This is a genomic window from Mitsuokella apri, from assembly GCF_047974105.1.
Classification (GTDB): Bacteria; Bacillota; Negativicutes; order Selenomonadales; family Selenomonadaceae; genus Mitsuokella.
In genome coordinates, this window is record NZ_JBHYRS010000007.1 from 23,307 (window position 1) to 46,654 (window position 23,348).

Here is a 23,348-nt window from a genome sequence, read left to right on the forward strand (position 1 = left end):
CAGCAAAACGTTATGATATTTATCAATAATTCATGATAAACATCACAATTTCGGGCATATAAATATAACAATAAGCTTTTGGCGATACCTTTAGGCAGTGAAAAGCCCCATTTTGGCTGAGATAGGAAGAACATAACGGAAAAAGCTGTCATGAAAATGTGAAAAAAAGTTGTTTACGAATGCAGGAAAACGTGAGATAATAAATTTGCAATATGAAATAAGATTAAACAATAATCTTAGTTAATAGTACATAGGGGGAGACTATGATGAAAGCGAGAGAGGAAGAACTCATTGATTATCCGGTCATCCGTTACGTGAGTCAGCAGGATTCTTTCATTGACGACCATAAATACACGTCGATGGAATGTTATCTGGATATCAATCTGAACGGCAAACGCTTCACGACGTCATTCTGCTCACCGGGGGACCATATCGATCTCGTTATTGGAATCTTGGCGCAAATGGGACAGATTCGCAATTACGACGATATTGTCAGCCTTGATATCGACGAGGAACAGCTGCAGGCAGATGTCATGACGACAAAAGATGCTCAGGCATGGGCAGCCAATAACGCCAGTGACCCGCGCTATTTCCGCGCCCGCCAGATTCTCGGCTGTGAGCCGGAGAAAATTTTTGAACGTCCGCGCGATGTGCGTTTCAAGGCCAGCGATATTTTGGCCTGTGCCGATAAGCTTTTGGCGGAGCTCGCCGCGACGCATGAAAAGACAAACGGCGTGCACAGCGGCATCATCTGGGATCAGCAGCAAAGAAAGATTTTGGTGTTCCGCGAGGACATCGGCCGTCATAACGTCTTTGACAAACTGTACGGCTGGACGCTGCGCCATCATATCGACATCACGGATAAAATCATCATCTTTAGCGGCCGCTGCTCTTCAGAGATGATGATGAAACTTGGCCGCATGGGCATCTCTACGGTCGCAGCGAAGTCCGTGCCGACGACGCTTTCGCTGGCTTTGGCCAAAAAGCTTGGTATCACCTTAGTGGCACGCATGGCACCGGGCAGTTTCTGTGTTTATACGAATCCGGAACGCATCGTTTGCTAAGCAAAAAATTTTACCATGATATATAAATTTTTATTATAATATAGCGTAAATTATATTTACATAAATTATATCTTATATAAAGGAGAGAGATAAGATGGATTTGAGCAGACGCGATTTTCTCAAGGCTGCTGGCATTGGCGGCATCAGTCTGGCATTTTCCAGTCTCGGTTTTGACCTGCAGGAGGCCAAAGCGGCGGCACACACGTTTAAGCTCAAGGGAGCGCGCGAATTCACCTCAATCTGCCATTTCTGCGCCTGCGGCTGCGGCGTTGTCGGTTATGTCAAGGATGGCAAACTCATCCAGCTCGAAGGTGCTGTAGACAGCCCGATAAACCGCGGTGCCCTCTGCAGCAAAGGCCTCGGCTATGCCACGATTCCAAATTCCAAAGAGCGTGCGACAAAACCTTTGTACCGCGCGCCGGGCAGCGACCATTGGGAGGAAATCAGCTGGGATGAGGCCATTGACCGCGCAGCCAAGGCCATGAAGAATGCCCGCGAAAAGGGTTGGAAGCAGACCGAAGAAATTGACGGCCAGACGTATGAGGTACGCCGCACAGACGGTCTCTCCTTTATTGGCGGCTCGCAGATTAACAACGAAGAATGCTATCAGAACATCAAGATGGCCCGTGCTCTCGGCGTTGTCTACATTGACAATCAGACGCGCGTCTGCCATGCCAATACGCCGCCGGCCATGGGCGCCGCTTTTGGCCGTGGTGCCATGACGAATCCATGGGGCGACCTCAAGAATACGAAGCTCGTCTGGATTGAGGGCTCGAACCTTGCGGAATGTCACCCGATGGGGCTTAAGAATGTCATGAAGGCACGTGAGCAGAACGGCACGAAAATCGTCCATGTCGATGTGCGTTACACGCGTACCTCGAAGATTGCCGATGACTTTTTCCAGCTGCGTCCGGGCACGGATATCGCGTTCATGGGCTACATCATTTCGCAGATGCTCGAGACGGGCAAGTTCGACAAGGATTATGTCCTGCGCAATACGAACGGTGCCTGCCTGCTGCGCGATGATTTCAAATTTGACGATGGCCTGTTCTCCGGCTTCGATGAAGCGAAGAAATCGTATACGAATACGGAGACTTGGGGCTATGCCCTCGGTGCCGACGGCAAACCGCAGAAGGCAAATGACCTTTTTGCCCCGAATACGGTGCTTTCGCGCCTCAAGGAATTCTACAGCCGCTATACGGTCGAGATGGTCTCGAATGTCACGGGTATGCCGGCTGAAGACATTGAGCGGGCAGCCGGCATCTGGGTCAATCATGAGGGTCCTGCCATCATCATGTACGCTCTCGGTATGACGCAGCACACCATCGGCGTGCAGAATATCCGCTGCTTTACGATCATGCAGCTCCTCAAGGGCAACATCGGCATCCCGGGCGGCGGCATCATCGCCATGCGCGGACAGCCAAACGTGCAGGCTTCGACGGACTTTGGCATTGAGTTCAACATGCAGCCGGGCTATCTCGTCGCGCCGACGCATAAGACGAACACCCTTGCGAAGTGGACGGATGCATACGGTACGTTCCGCCGCAAGTGGTATGTCAATATGACGAAAGCGTGGTTTGGCGAGCATGCGACGGCTGAAAATGACTATGGCTTCAATTACGGTGCCATCCGCAATGCCAATCACCCGGACTCCATTTACGCGATTTTCGAGGATGCCTACCGCGGCACGATGCATGCCCTGTATCTCTGCGGCCAGAACCCGCATGTCACGAATGCCAACGCCGGCATGGTTCATGACGGACTCTGCAAGATGGATTCTCTCATTGCACAGGATATCTTTGTCAATGAGACGGCCGAGTTCTGGAACCGTCCGGGCGACAATCCTGCGGATATCCAGACGGAGGTTATTTTCCTGCCGGCCTGCTCATATCTTGAGCGCGAAGGTTCCATTACGAACTCGATGCGCCTCATTCAGTGGCGCATGAAGGGTCCGGATGTACTTGGCGATTCGAAGCCGGATTACGAAATCAACGATATGCTTTGGAAGCGCATCCGTGAGCTCTACAAGGATTCTACGGATCCCAAGGATGACCCGATTAAATTCATGACTTGGAATTACAGCAAGGATCATTACCTTGAGGACGTCATGAAAGAAATTAGCGGCTATGACGTTGCGACGGGTACGGTGGTCAACGGCATCGGCGAGCTCAAGGACAACGGTGAGACGGCTTCCGGCATGTGGATTTACGCAGGTTATTACGGCCGCGAGGGCAATATGACGGCGCGCCGCGGTCAGGAAGACCCGGGCAATGTCGGCATTTTCCCGAAATTCGGCTGGGCCTGGCCGGATAACATCCATATTCTCTACAACCGCGCTTCGTGTCTGGCCGACGGTTCACCGGCTGACAAAGAGCATCCGCTCGTCTGGTGGGATGCCGCTGCCGGCAAATGGACGGGTTATGACGTGCCGGATGTCGGCAACCGCCAGCAGGGGCCGGATACACCGGCAGGCCAGAAGCCGTTCCGCATGAATGGCGAAGGCATTGCGCGCATCTACGCCGCGCCGTACAAGGATAAAAATCCGGACGGCACGACGCGCGATGCATCCTCGACGCCTGTCGATGGTCCGATTCCGGAGCATTACGAGCCGTTTGAGAGTCCGACGCACAATGCCATGCATACAAATGACAAGGCTCAGCACAATCCGTGCATCAAATACCCGCGCCTGCCGGAAAAACAGCCGATCGGCACGAAGGACAAATTCCCGTACGTGCTCTGCAGCTCGGGCATTGCCGAGCATTGGTGCTCCGGTACGGTTACGCGCAATATCCCGTGGCTTAACGAACTCGTCAAGGAGAATTTCGTGGAAATCAGCGAACAGCTGGCTAAGAAAATCGGCGTCAAGGCCGGCGATAAAGTCAAAGTCAGCTCGGCACGCAGCGAAATTACAGTCAAGGCCATGGTCACGAAGCGCGCACAGCCGCTTATGGTCAACGGCGAGGAGACGCACATGGTCTGGATGCCGTATTCCTTCGGTTTCAAGGGACTTTCGACGGGACCGAGCACGAACTACCTGACGAATGATGCCCTTGACCCGAATTCAGAGGAGCAGGAATTCAAGGCCTGCCTCGTCAATGTACAGAAAGCATGAGGGAGCGTTTTATGAAATCTGCTAACGAAACGAAGTGGGATGCGTATCTTGAGCAGCATGCGTATCTCAAGGAGACGGCCGGCTGGCGGAAATCTTTTGAAAAGGTTCTGCTCGAGACGGTTTCTCCCATCTCCCTGCCGCCGCAGGATACCTGGCAGTCTCTCGTAAAGGATGGTCTGCCGCTTTTGCAGCATGAAGAGCTGCAGCAGGAAATTACGGCGGCTGCTGCAGCTAAGCTGCAGGATGTACTGCAGAGCCTTTTAAAAGGTTCCGATATTGTTTTGCCAGAAGCAATGGAAAATTCCCTGAACGCGCTTGCCGCGTGGGCTGGGCAGACAGAACTTCCTTTGCGGCAGCAGCTTTTCCTTCTATTATTAAAGCAGGAAGACAAAGCCTTTGGCGAGTTTGTCAAAGTGCAGCAGCTTGAGGAAACCAGCCTGCGTCTCTTGGGCTGGGCTCTTCTCGACGCTCTCGTGCCGGCAGAAGCAAAAGACGCTGCTGTCTGGGAAACGATTGGCTGGAAGAGAAATTACTGTCCGGTCTGCGGCCGTCAGCCGGTTCTTGCCGTTCTGCGCAAAGAGCAGGAAGGCCGCGCGCGCTTCCTCGTCTGCGACGGCTGCCATACGGTCTGGCCGTATGCACGCGTAGGCTGCGTTTACTGCGGCAATGAAGACTTAAAAAAGATGCACGTACTGGAGCCGGAAGGCGAAGAAGCGATGCGTCTCGATGTCTGTGACAAATGCCATGCTTACCTGAAGACGTATCAGGGCAAGGATGAAAATGGGGAAGAAGAGATTTATCGTCACGACTGGGCAACGCTCCACCTCGATATTCTGGGGTCGGAGAGAGGCCTTGTGAAGAAGGGCAGCGTTTTGCTGGCCTCTGCAGAAGGGGAGGAAGAGTAAAATGGCACAAGAAATGGCAATGCTGCACGATATCGCACGCTGCAGCGCCTGCAGGGCCTGCATGGTCGCCTGCAAGCAGTGGCATGACCTGCCGGCGGATATGTCAACGCCGTTTGAGGGACAGTATCAGTCTCATAAGGATCTGACACCGATGACATGGACGCTCATTCGCATGACGGAACGCGTCGATGAGAAGAAAAAGTTCCATTGGGATTTCGTCAAGACGCAGTGCATGCACTGCGGAGATCCTGCCTGTGCGAAAGGCTGTCCGGAAGAGGCTATCGACAAACTGCCGACGGGCGCCGTGGTCATCAATCAGGATAAATGTGTCGGCTGCGGCTACTGCGTGGCCAACTGCCCGTTTGGCATTCCGAAAATCAACAAGGAGACGCATAAGTCAACGAAATGCGATCTCTGTTTTGATCGCATCGAGGAAGGCATGACGCCTTCGTGCGCGAAGACCTGCACGGCCGATGCCCTGCAGTTTGCACCGTATGAAGAGATTGAGGAAATTGCCCGCCAGCGCGTGCAGGAACTCAAGAATGAAGGCTATCCCGATGCCAACGTCTTCAATCCGCAGGGCGTCGGCGGCGTGCATATGATTTATGTACTGCCGGAAAAACCGGAGACATATGGCTTCAAGCCGCAGGCTGTGACGCCGGTTTCCATTGATATCTGGAAAGACGTCGTGCGTCCGCTGGGCAAGATCGCTGGTGCGGGTGCCTTGGTCGGTGTACTCGGCCTTGCTGCAGTCAAGGGCCTGACGGGCAAGAACAAGGATGATAACGGAAAGGGGGAGAAATGATGTCAAAAAACACGACTTACATCAAACGCCATAAGAAAGGGTTTATCTACTTTCACTGGGTCAATGCGATTACATTTTTCCTCTTATTCCTGACGGCGATGCCGCTTTATACGAATAAGTTCCTGTTCCTTTATGAGACGTTTGGTGCTGAGACGCTGCAGACCTGTCATCACATCCTCGGCGTCATTTTCCTGCTGAATCCGATTGTGGCCTTACTCTTCACGGCCCGCAGCGGCATTCTGACACTCCTTCGCGAGGTCCTGCGCTTTGACAAGGATGATATTAAATTCCTCGTCAAATTCCCTGCAGAACTCATCGGCAGAGAGCCGAAGGATATGCCGAAACAGGGATTTTATAACGGCGGCGAGCGTTTGAACATTCTGCTGCAGGCCCTGCTCTGGCTCGGCTTTGTGGTCTCCGGCCTGACGCTCTGGCTCGGTGCCGGCCATATCTCTCCCTCTATCCGCACTTGGATGATTCCGCTGCACAGCATTTGTGCAGGCCTCGGCTTTGCCGCTGCCATCGGCCATATTTATCTGGCTATCGGCGTCAATCCCGATTCCTTCCACGGCATGCGCGACGGCACGGTCAAGGAGAGCTATGCGAAGCATCATCATGCGAAATGGACGGACCAGCTGGAAACAGAAGGCCGCCTTGAGCGTGAGATTAAATGAGTTGGAAAATCAGCTGTAATATTGACCTAACATAAAATAAAAATCCTGTCATGGTTTTCATGGCAGGATTTTTTTACTCTTCGGCGAAAAAGAATATATAGTTGTTCATAGCATAGATTGCATCGTATAGGAAACCTGAAAAAACGAACCAGGATATATTCATTTTGTTTTGCAACAAGGAAGAAGGGATCATCATGATCTGCAGGAAATGTGGCCGTATGCTGGAGTCGGGGACGCGGATCTGTCCCTTCTGCGGCGAGCCGGCAACGCTGGCAGCCAGTCCTTTAAAACAGGGCATGCCGGAACTCATATTATTGAAGAATTTGGCACCCGTGCCGGCGACACGGCAGGAGACCATCGCAGAACTGCGCCGTTTAGAACCGTATTTTTTGGAGCTTGAGGATAAATATGCGACACTTTCGGACCTCTGGCTCAAGGCCGTCTGCTGGCAGCCGCCGTCGAAACAGCGCTGGGGCATTGGCGGTTTCCTTTTGGCGCTGCTGCTCTATCTTTTAATCGGCGTTCATCTGCCGGCTGCATCTGTCTTTATTTTTGTCGTATTGTGGGGGTTGATTTCGTATTTTGGTTATGCGAATTCCTTAAAAAAATTCGAATCGTATAAATTCCAGAATGAATGTGCCATCCGCAGAATCGAGAATGAGATACGAGCCCATTATAATGAAGCAAAAAATTGTTTTCTGCCGCTTGATTACACGTCACCGGCGGCCCTGCATGAACTGATAGCAGGGCTTGATTCCGGTATGATTGCCTCGTTCGAGGATTATCGGATTAATAACTGACGGGAATTAAAAAAGAGCATAAAAATACCGCATCGTGTTGATGCGGTATTTTTATATGGCAGACCTGTCAGCCCGTTACCCAGGAGACGAAGTAAATGCAGAGTGGAATGGTCACGCAGGCAATGCCGATGATGTCGATATAAACACCCGTGCGGATCATCTTGGTGATGGGGATGTATCCGGATGCGTAGACAATGGCGTTGGGCGGTGTCGAAACCGGCAGCATGAAGCCGAGCGAAGCCGAAAGGGCAATCGCAACCGAGACCGGGATGGGGCTCATGCCGGCGGAAACGGCTGCGGTGATGGCCAGGGGGCCAATCATGTTTGTCGCAGCCGTATGGCTCGTGAGCTCGGAGAGCAGCAGGGCCATGACGGAGAAGATGGCAACCATGGCAATCGGGGATGGCTCGCCGCCCATCATCGCGATGATGGCATCGCCGACCCATTTGGAAAGGCCGGTCTTATACATCATGCCGCCCATGGCAAGGCCGCCGCCGAAGAGAATCAGCGTACCCCATTCGATGCCGTCTTTTGCATCTTTCCAGCTCAGCGTAAACTCGCGTTTCTTGAAATTGACGGGGATTAAGAAAAGCAGCAGGGCGCCAATCATAGCGGCGACTGCTTCTGGGAAGAGTTTATTATACATCTTGAGGACGGGCGAGCCGCTGCCGAGGACGATGGAGAGGATGCCCGGCAGAACCCAGAGTACGACGGCCACGACAAAGCAGAAAACCGTATTTTTCTGCGCGCGCGTCCAGCTGCCGAGTTCTTTGAGCTTATTCTGGATGAAATTCTCAGCACCGTCGATTTTTTCAACATCGGCGGGGAACATGCGAATCAGGACAACGTAGGCAATGATGAAATAAGCGATCATAGCAATGATACCCCAGGTCATCCATTCAAAGAAGGAGACCTGAATATCCGTCATCTGGTCGAGAAAGCCGAGCATGATGAGGTTAGGCGGGGTGCCAATTGGCGTCAGGACGCCGCCGATAGAGCAGGCATAAGCGGTCATGAGCATGAGGCCGGTTGCATATTTATAATCGTAAAGGTCAATCTTGCGGCCGTTGACGGCAAACATCTCTTTGATGGAAGCGAGCAGGCCCAGGCAAATCGGGAACATCATGGCCGCGGTCGCCGTGTTGCTGACCCAGCCGGAGCAGAGGGCTGCGGCAAGGCCGGTAGCGAGGAAAATACGGCGTGGGTTGGAGCCAACCCAGGATCTTGAGAGCAGCCAGTAGGCAAAGCGTTTATCGATGCCATGTGTCATCATGGCTTTGGCGAGGATGAAGCCGCCCATGAAGAGAAAAATCATGGGGTTGGCAAAGGCGGAAAAAGCCATGCTGACCGGCACGACGCCCGTGATGACGGCCAGAGTCGGGCCAATCAGAGATGTTACAGGAATGGGAACAGGCTCAGTAATCCACCATAATGCAACGAGTACCATAATGGATAAGAGTTTATGGGCTTCAAGTGTCAACCCGTCAATCGGGGTAAAGAATACGAGCAGGGCAAGGATGGGCGCGCCAAAAAGTCCGATGGTGCGGCGGCGGCGGTCAAAGAGCTGCTCCGCGCGTTTCACGGCCAGCGCCTCTTGGTTGATCTGGTTCATGGATATTCCTCCTTCGACGTAGTAGTGGAATTGACTGCGCAAGTCAGAACTGTGTTATACGTCTTATGATACAGAAATATCAGAACTTTATCAATAGAAAAATGGCATTCAAACGATTCTTTTTAGGAATGATTGAATGCCATGCAATTAAATTCCATTATTTATAATGGAACACGATATGTTATTCATCTTCTTTTAAGTAGCGGCGGTCGAGAAGATCTTTGACGGTGCGCTGCTTGTTATTTTCGATATAGCGGTGAATGAAGATGTTCGGAATGGCCACGCCGATGGCAATGCCGATGATAATGGTAACGGCAGCCACGCCGTCGCGCATCATGGTGAGCAGGGCCGCAGGCGTGATATCCTGAATGTTTAATAGGGCAAAGAGGACGCGGTAGAGCAGGACACCTGGAATCATCGGGATGGCCGAGGGGATGGTCAGGATGATATTTGGTGCGTGGAACCAGTGAATGGCCTTGAGCGCAATGAGACCGACCGCAGCAGCCCCGAGGAAGGAGCCAGCCGTCTGGGAGAAGCCGAACTGCAGGACCATGACATTGCGCAGCAGCACGGTGATGATGCCGCCGACTGCGACGACGGGCAGCAGGCGCCGCGGGATATTAAAGATGATGGAGAAGCCCATGGCCGATATCGCGGCTGCTATGGCCTGCGAGAAGTAAATATTGTCCGGCTGCAGACTGACCGTTGTGAAGTCTGAGACATTGCCGAGACGAATCGCTATGACAATGCCAAACGTCATGGCCCCGACAATCAGCAGTGTGTGAGTCGCTCTGGTCATGCCAGAAACGATGAAATTATTCAGGAGATCATCGACGGCATTGATGAGCGGGATACCGGGGACGAGGAACAGTGTACAGGAAATGAGCGGATACCAGTTCATGCTTCCTGTCAGGAACTGCGTTGCCCAGGCATACATCGTGGTCGCAAAGGACGTGATAGCGATGACAGCATAGGTGTTGAAGGCATAATGATTGCAGAGTCTTCTGGTATAGAACCCGAGAAAAGCACAGATGGCCGTAAGCAAAAAATCCAGCCATGTGCCGCCAAAAAGCTTGCAGAAGCCGCCGCAGGCAGCGCCGGCGCCGAGTGCTGTAAGCCAGACAGGATAATTGCGCGGCCTGTTCTTGATGCGCAGCAGATGGCGTTCGAACTCGTGCAGAGAATAATTTTTTTGCAGCGCACGCCAGGTCAGTTTGCTGACAGCCGTAAGCGTGGTCATATTGATGCCATGTGTTTTGCATTTGCGGAATTCCGTATAAGAATGAGTCTCATCGTTGACATTGAGCATCAAGGTCGTGTACATGACATGCTGATGAATGCGGTCTTTCGGGATGCCCATGTAGGCTGCTGCACGCATCATATCGCGTACCGTACGGTCACTGTCGGCGCCATTTTCCATCAGAAGCTGTCCGGTGTGCAGGAGAAGATGCATCTTAGGACCGATTTCGGCGAAAGGTTCCTTGAGTTCTTCAAGTGACTTCTCGTCCTTTGTCTCCATGATTTTGCCCCCTTTTTGCTGTTTTTCATGAAGAAAGACTATGGTATATTGAAATTATACAATGCTTGGAGATGGCTTTCAAGCGAGTTGATAATTGACTAAACAAAGTATTTTCAGTGCTTGTATTTTTTGCTATAATCAGGTCAGAAGTGAGGCGGGAGGTGTCCTATTTGTATCCTTGGCAAAGAAATTGGCGAAGAAAAATGTTGGCTGTGTGTCTAAGCGGCACCATTGGGCTCGGTGCGGCTTTTTTGCCGGCAGGCAGGGCGGAAGCCGTTGATGCCTGGGCTGTTGCCGCGCAGTCTTTGGGTGTTTATGCCGCTTATAAATCGAGTCTGTCGAGTATCCTTGCTCTGGGCAATGATGTCAGTGCACAGGTGCAGAGTGCCCGTCAGGATTTAAAGGAAAATGGCGAAGATGGGAATCATCACGACTGGGACGTCGTCAATCGCGTTATGAGGCAGCTGGTCAATAAAGGTCAGTATGTCCTCAGGACAAATTCCCTGCCCTTCATATGGGGCGTGAATAACAGCAGCGATTTCAATGCCTCGTGTTTCCCGACGGATTATGTCAGCATCAACCGCGCTCTGGTACGCGGCCTTGAGTGCGATGAGGATGAACTCGCAGCCGTCCTCGGTCATGAGATGACGCATGGTATTGAACAGCACAGTGCAAAAAACTATGCCAAGGCTGTCGCGCAGTATTACGGCATGAGTTTTCTCAATATGGATGCAGGGCTCATGGATTGGAATAAACTCAATGCCCTGGCCAATTATTCCATTGCGAAAAATGTCACGCTGCCGACGGAGTATGATGCCGATGCAGGCGGATTTTATATTATGACGAGTGCTGGCTTCAATCCGGGCGGCCCTGCTGCTGCCATGTACCGCATGGCTTATTATCTGACGTATGAGACGCGCAACGTGCTTGAGTATCAGGACCCTGACGATAAGAAAAAGAATCAGGAGAATTTTTCCGACCATCCGGAAACAGAACTGCGTGAAAAGAGACTCGCGCAGATGATGACGGATTATGGCTGCGGCCATGTGACCGTCAAAGACCGCAAAACCGTCTGCATCGATGGTCAGGATTTGCTGACCGTGGATTTGACACGGGATGATTACGATAATACGGTGGAAAATGCCTATTATGTCGCAGGCGGACTCGCGAAGGCTTTCCACGATTGCGATTCGTTAGCGGCATGGAATTTTCGCGATGATGGCGAGGGCGGCCTGAACTTTTTGACATCCGACCGTGTCTATAAGCCCCTGCAGGATTTTGTGTCCGTCCAGCACCTTGGCAGCCGCCTGCAGGAACTGGTGCAGAATGCATATGCAGGAGAAGCAGCAACAGGTGCCCGCACGAAAATGAAAGAGGCCGAGGCAGCGCGTCAGCAGGAACTGTCAGCAGCTAAGGCTGAAGTGGCTGCTGCCGATGAAAAAACAGTCAAAAAGATGCGCGAGAACGGCGATGCCTACAGTGATTATGGCATGGGAAAGCAGGCTCTGTGGGAACTGGGGCGCGTTTTCGCGGCCAAGCATATGGATAATGAGGCGGAGAGCTACGTGATCCGTGGCCGGGCCAAAGCCGTGGATGGTGATTATACAGGCGGCCTGGCTGATGCAGATCAGGGCCTTGCCCTGGATGATAAGAATGCCTATAATTTCCTCAACCGCGCTGATATTTACCGCATGCTCGGCAATCGCGAGGCAGCTCTTGCGGACTGTCAGAGTGCCATGAAGGTCGATGCGGAAAACCCATACAGCTATCTTATGAGTGCGGAAATCGAAGATGAGATGAACCGCAAGGATGAGGCGCTGGAGAGTTATCAGAAATTCTACAAACTGCGCCCCGCTGCCTTTCGCCGCATTCCTTCGGAATATCTGCAAAAGATTTCAGAGAAGGATTATAAGACGTGGCAAAAAGAACAGGCGGAGAAGGAAAAGGCAAGACTGGAGGCCTGGAAAAAGAAGCAGAAGGAAAAAACGGCACAGACCGCGAAAACGGAAAAAACAGAAGCCTCTGCCAAAACAGAAAAGGATCAGCAGAACAGAAAAAAATAAACAGTTCGAAAAAAGCCTTTCTCTGTCAGATTGGGAACTCTGACAGAGAAAGGCTTTTTTTACTGTTTGAGCAAAATTAACGGCCGCAGGGATAACCGGCTCCGCAGCCGCCGCGGTAATGACCGCGCTGAGGCCCGCTGCAATAGGCGTTATCGTCACGGCAGTAAGCGCGATTGCCACTGCAGTATGCACCATTATTGCAGGCCGCGTTATTTTCGTAGCAGCTTCTTACCGGGCACGTGTTGTTATCGTCCGCTGAAGAAGCAGCCAGTACCGGCACAGCAATTGAGATGAGCAGTGCTGCCAAAACAGCAGCTATGACTTTCTTCATAAAAATCCCTCCTTGGCATTTGCCGCTTTGAAAGAAGAATACTCTAAATACTACCTTTATTATACCAGAGGGATGCAGATTTTTCTGTACCTATTTTCAGAAGTGGTTATTTATTTTTAGAAGAAAGTATGTACGATGCCAATGGCAAGTCCCATGATGACGAACGAGCAGAGAATGGCGCCAATCAGAGGGCGGATGCCTTGTTTGAGGATGACGCCGAAATTGACGTTGAGGCCGAGTGCAGCCATGGCCATGCCGAGCAGCAGATAGGCGAGCTGGACAAAGGAAGGAACATACTGCTCAATGCCCGGCACATAAGAGCCAACGGCACTGGCGATAATGAAGCCGCCCATGAACCAAGGGATTGGTACAGACATTTTGCCTTCGCTCTCGCCATTTTGTTTGCGGAAGCGGCGTGCTTCGAGGATGCCGACAATGATTGCGACAGGCGCGAGCAGCAGGACGCGCGAGAGCTTCGCGATAATGGCACTGTCTGTGCCGACAGGACCGGCTGCGCCGCCAGCCGCTACGGCATGGGCAATCTCATGCAGGCTGAGGCCGGCCATAACGCCAAACTGACTGTCCGTGAAGCCTAAGAAAGGCTGCAGGCCGACTTCAATCAGGGTAAAGACGGTACCGAGAATGGCGACGATTGCCACAGCCAGCACGGATTGATTGGCCTTGGCCCTGACCGCACTGGAAACGCCCATGACGGCGGCCGCACCGCAGATGCTGCAGCCGCAGGCCGTGAGCAGGGCAAGGGTGTGTTCTACCTTGAAGAAGCGGGCAACGGCAAAATTCAGGGGAATCATGATGGCAACGACCACGACGGCAGCTTCGAGACTCTTGAGTCCGGCACTCATGAGGATGACGAGGTTGAGCTTGAAGCCTAAGAGGATGATGCCGGCACGTAAAAATTTATTGGCGATGAACGGCGTACTGACCTGTGCGGCCAGCGTTACCGGCCGCAAAAGCTGCAGGCACATGCCGAGCAGTAAAGCGAGCACGAGGTGTCCGACGAGGGAAAAGCCCGGCAGTTTGGCGAGGTATTGTCCGGCAAACGAGCAGATCAGCGTGACAAGAAAGCCAATGCTTGCGCGATGCCAGATGAGATTGATATTACGAATGCTCATAAAAGAAAATCTCCTTATTCTGATATTTTGACCTGCGCAAAAGTCAAGTTGATTATAAATGGCAGGGATAAAAATGTAAAATTATGTATTATAATATATCGATAAGATAATATTATTAACAGGAGGGCATGATATGTTGGATTTTCGGGTGGAGACCTTTCTCTGCGTCTGCCAGACGATGAATTTTACACAGGCTGCCAGGCTGCTGAATATTACGCAGCCGGCTGTTTCGCAGCATATTCATTTTCTGGAGGATGCTTATGGTGTAACGCTGTTTCGTTATGAGAATAAAAAACTTTATCTGACGCCATCTGGCGAAATCCTGCGCAAGCGCTTTTTAGCGATGAAGAACGATGAGGCGGAGCTTATGGCCGAGCTGCACAGTCAGATACAGGGAATTGAAGAGCTTTCTCTTGGCGTGACCATGACAGTTGGGGAATATGCTGTTATTGAGCCGTTGGCCAAAATCCTGAAAAAACATCCGGAGCTCAATATCAAACTGGTCTTTGGCAATACGCAGCAGCTGCTGCAGATGCTCGCGGAAGGGCGTATACAGCTGGCGCTCGTCGAGGGATATTATCCTCAGGAAGAATATGAACATTGCCATTACAGCACGGAGGCGTATATCGGCGTCTGCGCATCTGAGCATATTTTTGCCGCAGGTAAGCCCCGTTATTTCCATGACCTTTTGCAGGAGCGCCTGCTTATTCGCGAACCTGGCTCGGGCACGCGCAATATCCTTGAACGCAATCTCGCTCTGTACGGCATGAAGGTCCGTGATTTTATCCATTTCACGGAAGTCGGCAATATGCATACCATCATTGGCCTGCTGGAACGCGATGCCGGGATCTCGTTCCTTTATAAAATCGCTGTGACAAAGGAGCTGCAGCAGGGCATCCTGCAGGAAATTCCCCTGGCAGATTTCTCGATGAAACATGATTTTGATTTTATCTGGGAGAAGGGCAGCATCTACACGGAGAAATATGCTGCCTTTTGTCAGGAACTTCGCGAAGCAGCCGGATTTTGAAAAGAAGCTTCTGAAAAAAGAAGGGATGTTTGCATGGGAGGGCGAATATTAAAGTAGATTATTGAGGTCAGTTAATACTTCTATAGAAGCCTTTTTCTGTTTTTAGTCAGGGGGGATTGTGATGATCAGTTTGACTGACAAAAAGGAAATCTGGCGCAATATGCCTGAAGATACGCCGGAGCAGCAGCTTTGGGCAGATAATTATTACGACGCCGAGCTCATGCCGATGGCACAGGCACATTTCAGGAATCATTATGCTGCTGAAAAAAAGGATTATTACGGCATCTTCCTGCTCATGGGCTCTGCATGGGAACTTTCGACCTTTACCGTGTCCCTTTTTGAACCGCAGAACGTGCATATATTCTGCCGTAAGGAACAGGCCCTGCAGGTCAAGCTCCTGCAGAAAAATCTCGGACTTGACGAGGGCAGCCTCTGCTGCACGTATATTCAGGGAGAGGATGTTTCCTCGCTTTACCGCGTCATGAAGAAGCAGCATGACATCTGGGACTCCGTGGGCCGCAGCGCCATCGATATCACGGGAGGTTCCGCAACGATTGCATCGGCAGCAGCAATGGCCGCCACGTATCTCGATATTGATGTCTACCGCATTGAAAGCCAGTATCTGGCAAAATACCATCATCATGACCCTGGCTCTGAAAAGCTTTGTTCGATTCCGTCTGTACAATCCGTCATTGGTGAGGAATGAGCAGATTTTTTTGATTCTTAACTGGCTTTTCAGAAGAGTTTATGCTATAATGAATATAAATTAATTAATAAGTATTATTTGTTAGGAGGAGCAAAAATGGCAGAAGAAAAGAAAAATCCGTATGCAGGTACGCAGACTGAGAAGAATCTTTTAGCGGCGTTTGCAGGCGAGAGCGAGGCAACGAATAAGTATACCTATTTTGCTTCGCGGGCAAAGAAAGACGGTTTTGAGCAGATTTCCGCCTTGTTCCTGAAGACCGCCAGCAATGAGCGCGAGCATGCGAAGATGTGGTTTAAAGAACTCTTCGGTATTGGCGATACGGCAGAAAATCTCGGCAACGCAGCTGACGGCGAGAACTACGAGTGGACGGATATGTACAAAGGCTTTGCTGAGACGGCTGAAAAAGAGGGCTTCAAGGCATTGGCTGCGAAATTCCGTATGGTCGCCGAAATCGAAAAGCATCATGAGGAACGCTATCGCGCTCTCTTGAAAAATGTCGAGACGGCACAGGTCTTTGAGAAGAGCGAAGTCAAGGTTTGGGAGTGCCGCAACTGCGGCCATATCATCGTCGGTACGAAAGCACCGGAGATTTGCCCGGTCTGCGCACATCCGCAGAGCTACTTCGAGGTTCATGCCGAAAATTATTGAGATGGAGAAATGTCATCCAGACGTTTCGTGTCTCGTGACTGAAGCCAAAATTTAAGATTGACAGAATAAAAGCCTTTGGAAATGCGTTTGCTTCCCAAAGGCTTTTTGTTTTTTGCGTATTTATTTATCGTCAGCAGGGCTTAAGGTGCGCAAAAGGGCCTGACAGCCCTTGAGAACATCGTTATAGGTAGCATCGAAATTGCCGGTATACCACGGGTCCGCGACTTCGCGGTGTTCGCCGGCAAAATCGAGCAGCAGGCAGGTTTTATGCAGTGGGTCCCCGTGGGTCAGGCGCCTCAGGTCGCGCATGTTTTCCTGATCCATGCCAATAATCTTGTCATAGGCTTGATAATCTTCTGCTGTAATCTGACGGGCATGGCGCGGCGTAAAGGGGATGTTCATCTCTCGCAGTTTTTCTTTGGTGCCCCAGTGTGTATCCGAGCCGATTTCATCGCGCCGGCAGGCTGCCGAGTCAATTTGGAACTGATCGGCAAGGCCTGCCTTGCGTACGAGGTCTTTCATGACAAATTCGGCCATTGTTGAACGGCAGATATTGCCGTGGCAGACAAATAGAAGTTTATATTTTTTCATGGAAGAAATCCTTTCGTTATTTTGTCTTATCCATTATAACACGATTTATTCAGTTAAAAAAAGAAGATTGTGACAGGATTACAAATAGAACAGCGATGATGTTCATTTACAGTAGACAATAAAATTATTATAAGTTATTGAAAGATAAACGAAAAATATATAAAATATATGTAAGGAATCAACAGAAAAATCTTATAAATTGAATGGAGGTTTTCTTATGTTACTTGCAGGAGGTCTCATCGTCGTCCTGACGTTCGTGCTGATTGTCAAGAAATACGAGGCAAGGCTTGTCCTTTTTTTGGCTGGTCTTTGCATGTGTTTGATTGGCGGCCTGCCCGGTGATGTCATGAAGGCATTTACCAAGGCAATGGTCAATAATTCTTTGGTGCCGACAATCTGTACCGTCATGGGTTTTTCGTACGTCATGCGTTTGACGACCTGCGACCAGCATCTCGTACAGTCAATTTCAGGTCTTTTGAAAAAGGGACGTGCCATTTTAGTGCCGATTTCGTTCTTTCTGACCTGGTGGATCAGTCTGGCCATTCCCTCGGCGTCAGGCTGCTCTGCTGCAGTCGGCAGTATTCTGATTCCAACGCTCATCGCGGCCGGTGTCCATCCGGCCATGGCGGCAGCGACGGTGCTGGCGGGCACCTGGGGCAGTGCGATAAGCCCGGGCAATGCCCACAATCCCTTCGTGGCGGATTTGGCCGGTACGGACATGATGACGGTCATCATCAATGAGACGCCGGCTTCTGTCATTGCTTCGATTGCCTGTGTTATTGTCATGACGGCTTATGCAGTCATTCGCAAAGAAGGAGCGACAGACGAACGCCGTCAGGCGTATCTGGCTGCTCTTGGCGAAGATGCTGCCAAGACAGAAGAATTTCATGTGAAACCATTATTGGCCGTTGTGCCGCTCGTGCCGCTCATTCTTTTGATTCTTGGCTCGAAGCAGGTCGGCGTACTGCCGCCTGTCAGCGTACCGCTGTCGATGCTCATTGGCGTGGCTCTTGGCTTCCTCGTCACGCTGCAGGATGCACAGGCCATCTGCCGCAAATTCTTTGAGGGCATGGGCAATGCCTATGCCGATGTCATCGGTCTTATCGTCTGCGCGAGTGTCTTCACGACAGGCATGACGGCTATCGGCCTTACGGGTGCGCTGACGGACCTCATGGAAGGTTCGCAGGCAGCCGCGGCCGCTGCGGGCACGTTTGGTCCTTTCTTCATCGCCGTCATTTCCGGTTCAGGCGATGCGGCGGCGTTTGCCTTCAACGGTGCCATCACGCCGTTTGCGGAGCAGTTCGGACTTTCTATCATGGACCTTGGTTCTCTGGCGCAGATTGCCGGTGCCATGGGCCGTTCAATGTCGCCGATTGCCGGCGCTGCTATCATCTGTGCCGGCCTTGCCAAAGTCAACCCGATTGAAGTATCCAAGCGCAATGCACTGCCATGCATCGCCTCTGCCATTGTCTTGATGCTTTTGTTATAATGTAGGAAGGAAGTCATAACATGATTAATGAGGCACGTGTGCTTAAGGAATTTCTGGAGCTTATCCATATTCGCTGTTCGACGCATGACGAACGGGAAATTGGCGACCTTTTGACAAAACGCTTGCAGGAACTCGGCGGTAAGGTCAAAGAGGATCATGCCGGCGAGAAGCTCGGCGGCAACTGCGGCAATCTCGTGGCCGATTTTCCGGCAACTGCAGGGAGAGAATATGTGCCGACCGTCATGCTTACAGCTCATATGGACTGCGTAGAGCCCTGTGCGGATATTCATCCCGTTATTGAAAATGGCATTATCCGCTCCGATGGCACGACGATTCTTGGTTCGGATGATAAGGCAGGCGTTACGGCTATTCTGGAAACGCTGCGCCAGCTGCAGGAACAGAAGCTGCCGCATGGCCCTCTGCAGGTTGTCTTTACGATTTCGGAAGAAAACGGCGTGCATGGCTCACAGAACCTCGACAGCAGCCTGCTGCATGCGGATATGGGCTTTACGCTCGATACGCACGGTCATCCGGGTGTCATGAGCTATAAGGCGCCGGGCAAGAATCAGATTCATATTCATATTGCCGGCAAGGCTGCTCATGCCGGCGTTGAGCCGGAAAATGGCATCAATGCGATACAGGCAGCCGGTGTGCTGCTCGCCGATGCTCCGCAGGGACGCATCGATGCCGAGACGACCTGCAACATTGGCCGCATTGCAGGCGGCAGTGCGACAAATGTCGTGGCAGACAGCTGCGATATTTATTACGAGTCGCGCAGCCGTGATAAAAAGAAGCTCGACGAAATCACGCGCCGCATTGTCGACCATTTCAAACTGGGTGAAGAATTAACCCGCTGTAAGATTACGGCAGAAGTCAGCCCCGACTATGGCCCATATGAGATTCCGAAAGATTCGCCAGCCATTGTCATTGCTGCGTGTGCGGCTGAGAAGCTCCATTTCCCCATCGAGCTTGAAGAATCGGGTGGCGGCTCGGATGCGAATCATTTTAATACCTATGGTGTGCCGACGGTCGTGCTCGGCGTGGGCATGACGAACTGCCATACGAAAGAAGAATATATTGAAGAAAAAGACCTCTATGATGCGGCCAGATGGGCTCTGGCCATTGTCTGCGAAGCTGCTAAAGAGACAAAATAAGCGGAGTAAGAGAAGCGGCTTCGGCGGCAGAGGGGCAGGAGAAAAATATGACCTGGATTTTATTTGACTGGGCCGGTACACTGGCTTTTGCCGTTTCGGGGGCCATGGTCGGACTGTCGCGCCGCATGGATATCTTCGGTGTCACGGTTCTTGCCCTGTTGACGGCCGTGGGCGGCGGCATGGTCCGCGATGTCTTAGCCGGCGTGACGCCGCCCGTGGCTCTGCGTCAGCCTACGGACCTGCTGCTGTCGGTCGTGACGGCCGTCATCGTTTCCTATGGTTATGAAACGTTTCAGCTTGACCGCAGGCGCCGCAAAACGATGACGCGGCTCTACGATATTTCCGATACCATCGGGCTCGCATCTTTTACGGTAACCGGAACCTTGACGGGGCTGACGCTGGGCACGGGGAATCCCTATGTTTTCCCGATGATGCTCGGTGTCATCACGGCCGTGGGCGGCGGCATGCTGCGTGACCTCATGGCACAGCGTGTGCCCGTCGTCCTGCGCATGGATGTCTATGCCGTGGCCTCGCTCGTCGGTGCCTGGTTCATGTGCTGGAGCTGGCCGATCTGGGGAGCAGACGTGTCTTCGTGGCTTTGCTTTGTCATTGTGCTGGTCCTGCGCGGCTGCGCCCTAAAGTTTGGCTGGCAGCTCTATCATCCGCGCCCCGGCGGCCGCATTTTTCGCCGGAAGCCCTGAGGCTGCCTGCATTTGCAATGGTTATAACATGGCCATCTGCCTTGTTTTTTTGAGGCAGATGGCGTTCTTTTTAAATTTTTTTCAAAAAGGTGTTGACAAACGCGGCATAAATGAGTAAAATAGTTTTTGTCAGTCAGCGAGACATAAGTTCTTCTGAATGTCTTCTGAAGGATGACAACAAGATGAGATGCGGAAATAGCTCAGTGGTAGAGCACCACCTTGCCAAGGTGGGGGTCGCGAGTTCGAGCCTCGTTTTCCGCTCCATTTGCGGAAATAGCTCAGTGGTAGAGCACCACCTTGCCAAGGTGGGGGTCGCGAGTTCGAGCCTCGTTTTCCGCTCCATCTGCTTGATTCCGCCTTGCGGATCATATAAATCAATGGGCCTATAGCTCAGTTGGTTAGAGCAACCGGCTCATAACCGGTCGGTCCTTGGTTCGAGTCCAAGTGGGCCCACCAAAATAAAATTTCATAACCAACACATGACTCAGTAGCTCAGCTGGATTAGAGTATTTGACTACGAATCAAAGGGTCGGGGGTTCGAGTCCCTCCTGGGTCACCATTGTGGGTAGGTGCCCGAGTGGTTAAAGGGAACAGACTGTAAATCTGTCATCTTCGGATTACGATGGTTCGAATCCATCCCTGCCCACCACCTTGAATGCATAGCGTCGCGCAAGCGGCGCTTTTTTCGTGCGTGCAATCTTGCCGCCCTTAGGGGAAGATGCTACTATAATGATAATATGAAGAAGTTATTAGCGAAAAGGAAGAGGCATATCATGAAATTTCCAGAAGGATTCCTTTGGGGCGGCGCAGTGGCAGCCAATCAGTGTGAAGGTGCGTATAACGAGGATGGCAAGGGCCTTGATATTCAGGATGTCATGCCGAAAGGCGTGCTGACGGGACCGACGAAAGAGCCGACGCCGGATAATCTGAAGCTTGCGGGCATCGACTTTTATCATCGCTACAAAGAGGATCTTAAGCTTTTTGCCGAGATGGGCTTTAAGGTATTTCGCACCTCGATTGCTTGGAGCCGCATTTTCCCCAATGGCGATGACGCAGAGCCGAATGAGAAGGGACTGCAGTTCTACGATGACCTTTTTGACGAATGCCATAAATACGGTATTGAGCCGCTCGTGACGATTTCGCATTACGAGACGCCGCTGCATCTTGCAGAACAGTACAACGGCTGGGTCAATCATGACCTCATCGGCTTTTACGAGCGTTATGTGCGCACGATTTTCAACCGCTATAAGGGAAAAGTCAAATACTGGCTGACTTTTAACGAAATCAATTCGGTGCTGCGCCAGCCGCTGCTGTCCGGCGGCATCCTGACGCCGCGCGAGGAGCTCAGTCTGTCAGACCTCTATCAGGCCTGCCATCATGAGTTCGTGGCTTCGGCCCTTGCGACGAAGCTGGCCCATGAGATCATGCCGGACGCCAAAGTCGGCTGCATGATCCTCGCCCTGCCCATCTACCCGCTGACTCCTGCTCCGGATGATGTCCTTGCCGTCATGGAAGCCAATCACTTCAATGATTTCTTCGGGGATATGCACGTGCGCGGCCGCTATCCGGGCTACATGAAGCGTTATTTCCGGGAACAGGGCATCACGGTAAACGTGACGGCAGAGGAAGAAGAACTGCTCGCAGAAAATACGGTGGATTTTGTTTCGTTCAGTTATTATTCGAGCCTCTGCGAGGGCAGAAAGGGCAAGGAGAGCGAAAGTGCCAATCTCATGGGCGGCAAGGACAATCCGTATCTCAAGAAAAGTGAATGGGGCTGGACCATTGACCCGCAGGGCCTGCGCTATGTGCTGAACCGCTACTATGACCGCTGGCAGAAGCCGCTGTTCATCGTTGAAAACGGCCTTGGTGCCAAAGATGTACTGGTCGATGATGGCAAAGGCGGCAAGACGGTCGAAGACGATTACCGCATCGAGTTTTTGCACGACCATCTCGTACAGCTCGGCGAGGCCATAAAGGATGGTGTGCCAGTCCTGGGCTATACGACCTGGGGCTGCATTGACCTCGTCTCGGCCTCGACTGCCCAGATGAGCAAACGCTACGGCTTTATCTACGTCGACCGCAACGATGACGGCACAGGGACGCTTGCCCGTTACCCGAAAAAATCCTTCTATTGGTATCAGAAGGTCATCGCTTCGAATGGCGCTGCGCTGGATGAATGACAGAAATAAAATATAGGGGATAAAAAAATCCGCTCCATGACGGGGCGGATTTTTATGTTAGGGCCGTTATTTCTTATTTTTCAATCGGGCAGGAATGGACTGTCCCGTCTCTGCGCTCTGCCGCGTGCTTTCCTTCGAAAAGGGCCTGACTCACGCGGCGCATGAGTTCTTCTTCCTCAGCTGCGGCGCTGAAAATGAGCTGCTTGTCTTTGGGCTGTACCTCGCCCTCAAGTGCGGTGATGGCCAGCTGCAGGCGGTGGTCCTTGTCCTTGCGGAAGGAGTAGGTGTGGCGCGTGGCCAGCCATTCCGTGATCATCTCGATGTTCTGGAAGGAAGCGTTTTTATTGTAGTCCTTGTAGACATCGGCGGCGATGGCAGCGGCGCGCTTTTTGTCCTCACTGGCGCCAATCAGGGAAAATTCTTTCTGCTGGCCTTCGGTGACGAGTTTGGTGACGATGTAGAGCATAGAATCAATCGTTCCTTTCTATATAATAGGCTGTACATGGATGATACGAAAAAAGCACTTGCCGAGGCAAGTGCTTGTACTTTCAAATGGTGACCCAGGAGGGACTCGAACCCCCGACCCTTTGATTCGTAGTCAAATACTCTAATCCAGCTGAGCTACTGAGTCATGTTCTTGTTGGTGCTTATCGCTGTCAACACATATTATAGTATCACCTTATGGCGGTCCTGTCAACACTTTTGATGAAATAAATTTTTTAGGCATGATTTTTTGAAATATGAGACTCATAAAATAAAAAGATGAACTATGTTCATTTTTCTCTTTATAAAAAGTGTATTTTCCGATATAATGGAATAGTCAACAGAAGTCAG

At 51.6% G+C, this 23,348-nt stretch carries 20 protein-coding genes and 6 tRNA genes; 19 read left to right on the forward strand and 7 right to left on the reverse strand.

Annotated features, from left to right (window positions below; genetic code table 11):
• Positions 1-263: 263 nt before the first annotated feature.
• The 6 genes from ACE419_RS09340 (at position 264) to ACE419_RS09365 (ending at position 7,360) form a co-directional block, all read left to right on the forward strand.
• Positions 264-1,064, forward strand: a complete 801-nt coding sequence (locus tag ACE419_RS09340) for a formate dehydrogenase accessory sulfurtransferase FdhD (RefSeq protein ID WP_435721822.1) — start codon at positions 264-266, stop codon at positions 1,062-1,064.
• A 94-nt stretch (positions 1,065-1,158) separates the two neighbouring features.
• On the forward strand, positions 1,159-4,176 hold the full coding sequence (fdnG, locus tag ACE419_RS09345) for a formate dehydrogenase-N subunit alpha (RefSeq protein WP_435721823.1): 3,018 nt from the start codon (positions 1,159-1,161) through the stop codon (positions 4,174-4,176).
• 11 nt (positions 4,177-4,187) lie between these two features.
• Positions 4,188-5,081: a formate dehydrogenase accessory protein FdhE gene (locus tag ACE419_RS09350; RefSeq protein WP_432646547.1), complete on the forward strand. Its 894-nt coding sequence runs from the start codon at positions 4,188-4,190 to the stop codon at positions 5,079-5,081.
• Position 5,082: 1 nt separating this feature from the next.
• Positions 5,083-5,886, forward strand: coding sequence for a 4Fe-4S dicluster domain-containing protein (locus tag ACE419_RS09355; RefSeq protein WP_435721824.1), 804 nt, complete (start codon positions 5,083-5,085; stop codon positions 5,884-5,886).
• Positions 5,886-6,560 carry a formate dehydrogenase subunit gamma gene (locus tag ACE419_RS09360; protein ID WP_435721825.1) on the forward strand — a complete coding sequence of 225 codons (675 nt, stop codon included), beginning with the start codon at positions 5,886-5,888 and terminating at the stop codon, positions 6,558-6,560. The genes ACE419_RS09355 and ACE419_RS09360 overlap by 1 nt, the downstream gene beginning before the upstream one ends.
• Before the next feature lie 194 nt (positions 6,561-6,754).
• Positions 6,755-7,360, forward strand: coding sequence for a hypothetical protein (locus ACE419_RS09365; protein WP_432646545.1), 606 nt, complete (start codon positions 6,755-6,757; stop codon positions 7,358-7,360).
• 67 nt (positions 7,361-7,427) lie between these two features.
• Here the strand turns inward: ACE419_RS09365 and ACE419_RS09370 are convergent, their stop codons facing one another.
• A complete protein-coding gene (locus ACE419_RS09370) occupies positions 7,428-8,972 on the reverse strand; it encodes an SLC13 family permease (RefSeq protein ID WP_435721826.1) in 1,545 nt (514 codons plus the stop codon).
• 181 nt (positions 8,973-9,153) lie between these two features.
• The gene (locus ACE419_RS09375; protein ID WP_432646543.1) at positions 9,154-10,491 is read right to left on the reverse strand and encodes a threonine/serine exporter family protein; all 1,338 of its coding nucleotides are present in this window, start codon (positions 10,489-10,491) and stop codon (positions 9,154-9,156) included.
• Between the two features lie 203 nt (positions 10,492-10,694).
• On the opposite strand from ACE419_RS09375, the gene ACE419_RS09380 reads away from it, so the two are divergent.
• Positions 10,695-12,554: a M48 family metalloprotease gene (locus ACE419_RS09380; RefSeq protein WP_435721827.1), complete on the forward strand. Its 1,860-nt coding sequence runs from the start codon at positions 10,695-10,697 to the stop codon at positions 12,552-12,554.
• Positions 12,555-12,630: 76 nt separating this feature from the next.
• Here the strand turns inward: ACE419_RS09380 and ACE419_RS09385 are convergent, their stop codons facing one another.
• Complete coding sequence (locus ACE419_RS09385; RefSeq protein ID WP_432646541.1) at positions 12,631-12,885, reverse strand: hypothetical protein; 255 nt, start codon at positions 12,883-12,885, stop codon at positions 12,631-12,633.
• A 116-nt stretch (positions 12,886-13,001) separates the two neighbouring features.
• Positions 13,002-14,018, reverse strand: a complete 1,017-nt coding sequence (locus tag ACE419_RS09390) for a YeiH family protein (protein ID WP_432646540.1) — start codon at positions 14,016-14,018, stop codon at positions 13,002-13,004.
• Between the two features lie 133 nt (positions 14,019-14,151).
• Between ACE419_RS09390 and ACE419_RS09395 the strand changes: the two genes are divergently transcribed.
• From ACE419_RS09395 to rbr, 3 genes are all read left to right on the forward strand, one after another.
• The gene (locus ACE419_RS09395) at positions 14,152-15,045 is read left to right on the forward strand and encodes a LysR family transcriptional regulator (RefSeq protein WP_432646539.1); all 894 of its coding nucleotides are present in this window, start codon (positions 14,152-14,154) and stop codon (positions 15,043-15,045) included.
• 121 nt (positions 15,046-15,166) lie between these two features.
• The gene (locus ACE419_RS09400) at positions 15,167-15,751 is read left to right on the forward strand and encodes a hypothetical protein (RefSeq protein ID WP_432646538.1); all 585 of its coding nucleotides are present in this window, start codon (positions 15,167-15,169) and stop codon (positions 15,749-15,751) included.
• 96 nt (positions 15,752-15,847) lie between these two features.
• A complete protein-coding gene (gene rbr / locus ACE419_RS09405; RefSeq protein WP_432646537.1) occupies positions 15,848-16,399 on the forward strand; it encodes a rubrerythrin in 552 nt (183 codons plus the stop codon).
• 120 nt (positions 16,400-16,519) lie between these two features.
• On the opposite strand, the gene ACE419_RS09410 is transcribed toward rbr, so the two are convergent.
• Positions 16,520-16,990, reverse strand: a complete 471-nt coding sequence (locus ACE419_RS09410) for a low molecular weight protein-tyrosine-phosphatase (RefSeq protein ID WP_432646536.1) — start codon at positions 16,988-16,990, stop codon at positions 16,520-16,522.
• Positions 16,991-17,207: 217 nt separating this feature from the next.
• Between ACE419_RS09410 and dcuC the strand changes: the two genes are divergently transcribed.
• The 9 genes from dcuC to ACE419_RS09455 all read left to right on the forward strand — a co-directional run bounded on the left by dcuC (position 17,208) and on the right by ACE419_RS09455 (position 22,514).
• The gene (gene dcuC, locus ACE419_RS09415) at positions 17,208-18,479 is read left to right on the forward strand and encodes a C4-dicarboxylate transporter DcuC (RefSeq protein ID WP_432646535.1); all 1,272 of its coding nucleotides are present in this window, start codon (positions 17,208-17,210) and stop codon (positions 18,477-18,479) included.
• 20 nt (positions 18,480-18,499) lie between these two features.
• A complete protein-coding gene (locus ACE419_RS09420; protein WP_435721828.1) occupies positions 18,500-19,633 on the forward strand; it encodes a M20/M25/M40 family metallo-hydrolase in 1,134 nt (377 codons plus the stop codon).
• A gap of 47 nt (positions 19,634-19,680) precedes the next feature.
• Positions 19,681-20,334 (forward strand): trimeric intracellular cation channel family protein, encoded by a 654-nt coding sequence (locus tag ACE419_RS09425; RefSeq protein WP_432646533.1) that lies wholly within the window; start codon positions 19,681-19,683, stop codon positions 20,332-20,334.
• A gap of 189 nt (positions 20,335-20,523) precedes the next feature.
• Positions 20,524-20,598: transfer RNA gene (locus tag ACE419_RS09430), tRNA-Gly, on the forward strand.
• A gap of 3 nt (positions 20,599-20,601) precedes the next feature.
• Positions 20,602-20,676: transfer RNA gene (locus tag ACE419_RS09435), tRNA-Gly, on the forward strand.
• Between the two features lie 37 nt (positions 20,677-20,713).
• Positions 20,714-20,790: transfer RNA gene (locus ACE419_RS09440), tRNA-Ile, on the forward strand.
• Positions 20,791-20,815: 25 nt separating this feature from the next.
• Positions 20,816-20,893, forward strand: a tRNA-Arg gene (locus ACE419_RS09445).
• A gap of 4 nt (positions 20,894-20,897) precedes the next feature.
• Positions 20,898-20,983, forward strand: a tRNA-Tyr gene (locus tag ACE419_RS09450).
• A 124-nt stretch (positions 20,984-21,107) separates the two neighbouring features.
• Positions 21,108-22,514: a glycoside hydrolase family 1 protein gene (locus ACE419_RS09455; protein WP_435721829.1), complete on the forward strand. Its 1,407-nt coding sequence runs from the start codon at positions 21,108-21,110 to the stop codon at positions 22,512-22,514.
• 73 nt (positions 22,515-22,587) lie between these two features.
• Here ACE419_RS09455 and ACE419_RS09460 read toward each other — a convergent pair whose 3' ends face one another.
• Together ACE419_RS09460 and ACE419_RS09465 are read right to left on the reverse strand one after the other, a co-directional pair.
• Positions 22,588-22,980, reverse strand: coding sequence for a hypothetical protein (locus tag ACE419_RS09460; protein ID WP_435721830.1), 393 nt, complete (start codon positions 22,978-22,980; stop codon positions 22,588-22,590).
• An 87-nt stretch (positions 22,981-23,067) separates the two neighbouring features.
• Positions 23,068-23,145, reverse strand: a tRNA-Arg gene (locus ACE419_RS09465).
• Positions 23,146-23,348 lie beyond the last annotated feature (203 nt).

What these genes read in the sequence shown, in the direction of transcription:
- ACE419_RS09340 (WP_435721822.1), top strand. Translation starts at nt 264, where the DNA reads ATGATGAAAGCGAGAGAGGAAGAACTCATTGATTATCCGGTCATCCGT.
- fdnG (WP_435721823.1), top strand. Translation starts at nt 1,159, where the DNA reads ATGGATTTGAGCAGACGCGATTTTCTCAAGGCTGCTGGCATTGGCGGC.
- ACE419_RS09350 (WP_432646547.1), top strand. Translation starts at nt 4,188, where the DNA reads ATGAAATCTGCTAACGAAACGAAGTGGGATGCGTATCTTGAGCAGCAT.
- ACE419_RS09355 (WP_435721824.1), top strand. Translation starts at nt 5,083, where the DNA reads ATGGCACAAGAAATGGCAATGCTGCACGATATCGCACGCTGCAGCGCC.
- ACE419_RS09360 (WP_435721825.1), top strand. Translation starts at nt 5,886, where the DNA reads ATGTCAAAAAACACGACTTACATCAAACGCCATAAGAAAGGGTTTATC.
- ACE419_RS09365 (WP_432646545.1), top strand. Translation starts at nt 6,755, where the DNA reads ATGATCTGCAGGAAATGTGGCCGTATGCTGGAGTCGGGGACGCGGATC.
- ACE419_RS09370 (WP_435721826.1), bottom strand. Translation starts at nt 8,972, where the DNA reads ATGAACCAGATCAACCAAGAGGCGCTGGCCGTGAAACGCGCGGAGCAG.
- ACE419_RS09375 (WP_432646543.1), bottom strand. Translation starts at nt 10,491, where the DNA reads ATGGAGACAAAGGACGAGAAGTCACTTGAAGAACTCAAGGAACCTTTC.
- ACE419_RS09380 (WP_435721827.1), top strand. Translation starts at nt 10,695, where the DNA reads ATGTTGGCTGTGTGTCTAAGCGGCACCATTGGGCTCGGTGCGGCTTTT.
- ACE419_RS09385 (WP_432646541.1), bottom strand. Translation starts at nt 12,885, where the DNA reads ATGAAGAAAGTCATAGCTGCTGTTTTGGCAGCACTGCTCATCTCAATT.
- ACE419_RS09390 (WP_432646540.1), bottom strand. Translation starts at nt 14,018, where the DNA reads ATGAGCATTCGTAATATCAATCTCATCTGGCATCGCGCAAGCATTGGC.
- ACE419_RS09395 (WP_432646539.1), top strand. Translation starts at nt 14,152, where the DNA reads ATGTTGGATTTTCGGGTGGAGACCTTTCTCTGCGTCTGCCAGACGATG.
- ACE419_RS09400 (WP_432646538.1), top strand. Translation starts at nt 15,167, where the DNA reads ATGATCAGTTTGACTGACAAAAAGGAAATCTGGCGCAATATGCCTGAA.
- rbr (WP_432646537.1), top strand. Translation starts at nt 15,848, where the DNA reads ATGGCAGAAGAAAAGAAAAATCCGTATGCAGGTACGCAGACTGAGAAG.
- ACE419_RS09410 (WP_432646536.1), bottom strand. Translation starts at nt 16,990, where the DNA reads ATGAAAAAATATAAACTTCTATTTGTCTGCCACGGCAATATCTGCCGT.
- dcuC (WP_432646535.1), top strand. Translation starts at nt 17,208, where the DNA reads ATGTTACTTGCAGGAGGTCTCATCGTCGTCCTGACGTTCGTGCTGATT.
- ACE419_RS09420 (WP_435721828.1), top strand. Translation starts at nt 18,500, where the DNA reads ATGATTAATGAGGCACGTGTGCTTAAGGAATTTCTGGAGCTTATCCAT.
- ACE419_RS09425 (WP_432646533.1), top strand. Translation starts at nt 19,681, where the DNA reads ATGACCTGGATTTTATTTGACTGGGCCGGTACACTGGCTTTTGCCGTT.
- ACE419_RS09455 (WP_435721829.1), top strand. Translation starts at nt 21,108, where the DNA reads ATGAAATTTCCAGAAGGATTCCTTTGGGGCGGCGCAGTGGCAGCCAAT.
- ACE419_RS09460 (WP_435721830.1), bottom strand. Translation starts at nt 22,980, where the DNA reads ATGCTCTACATCGTCACCAAACTCGTCACCGAAGGCCAGCAGAAAGAA.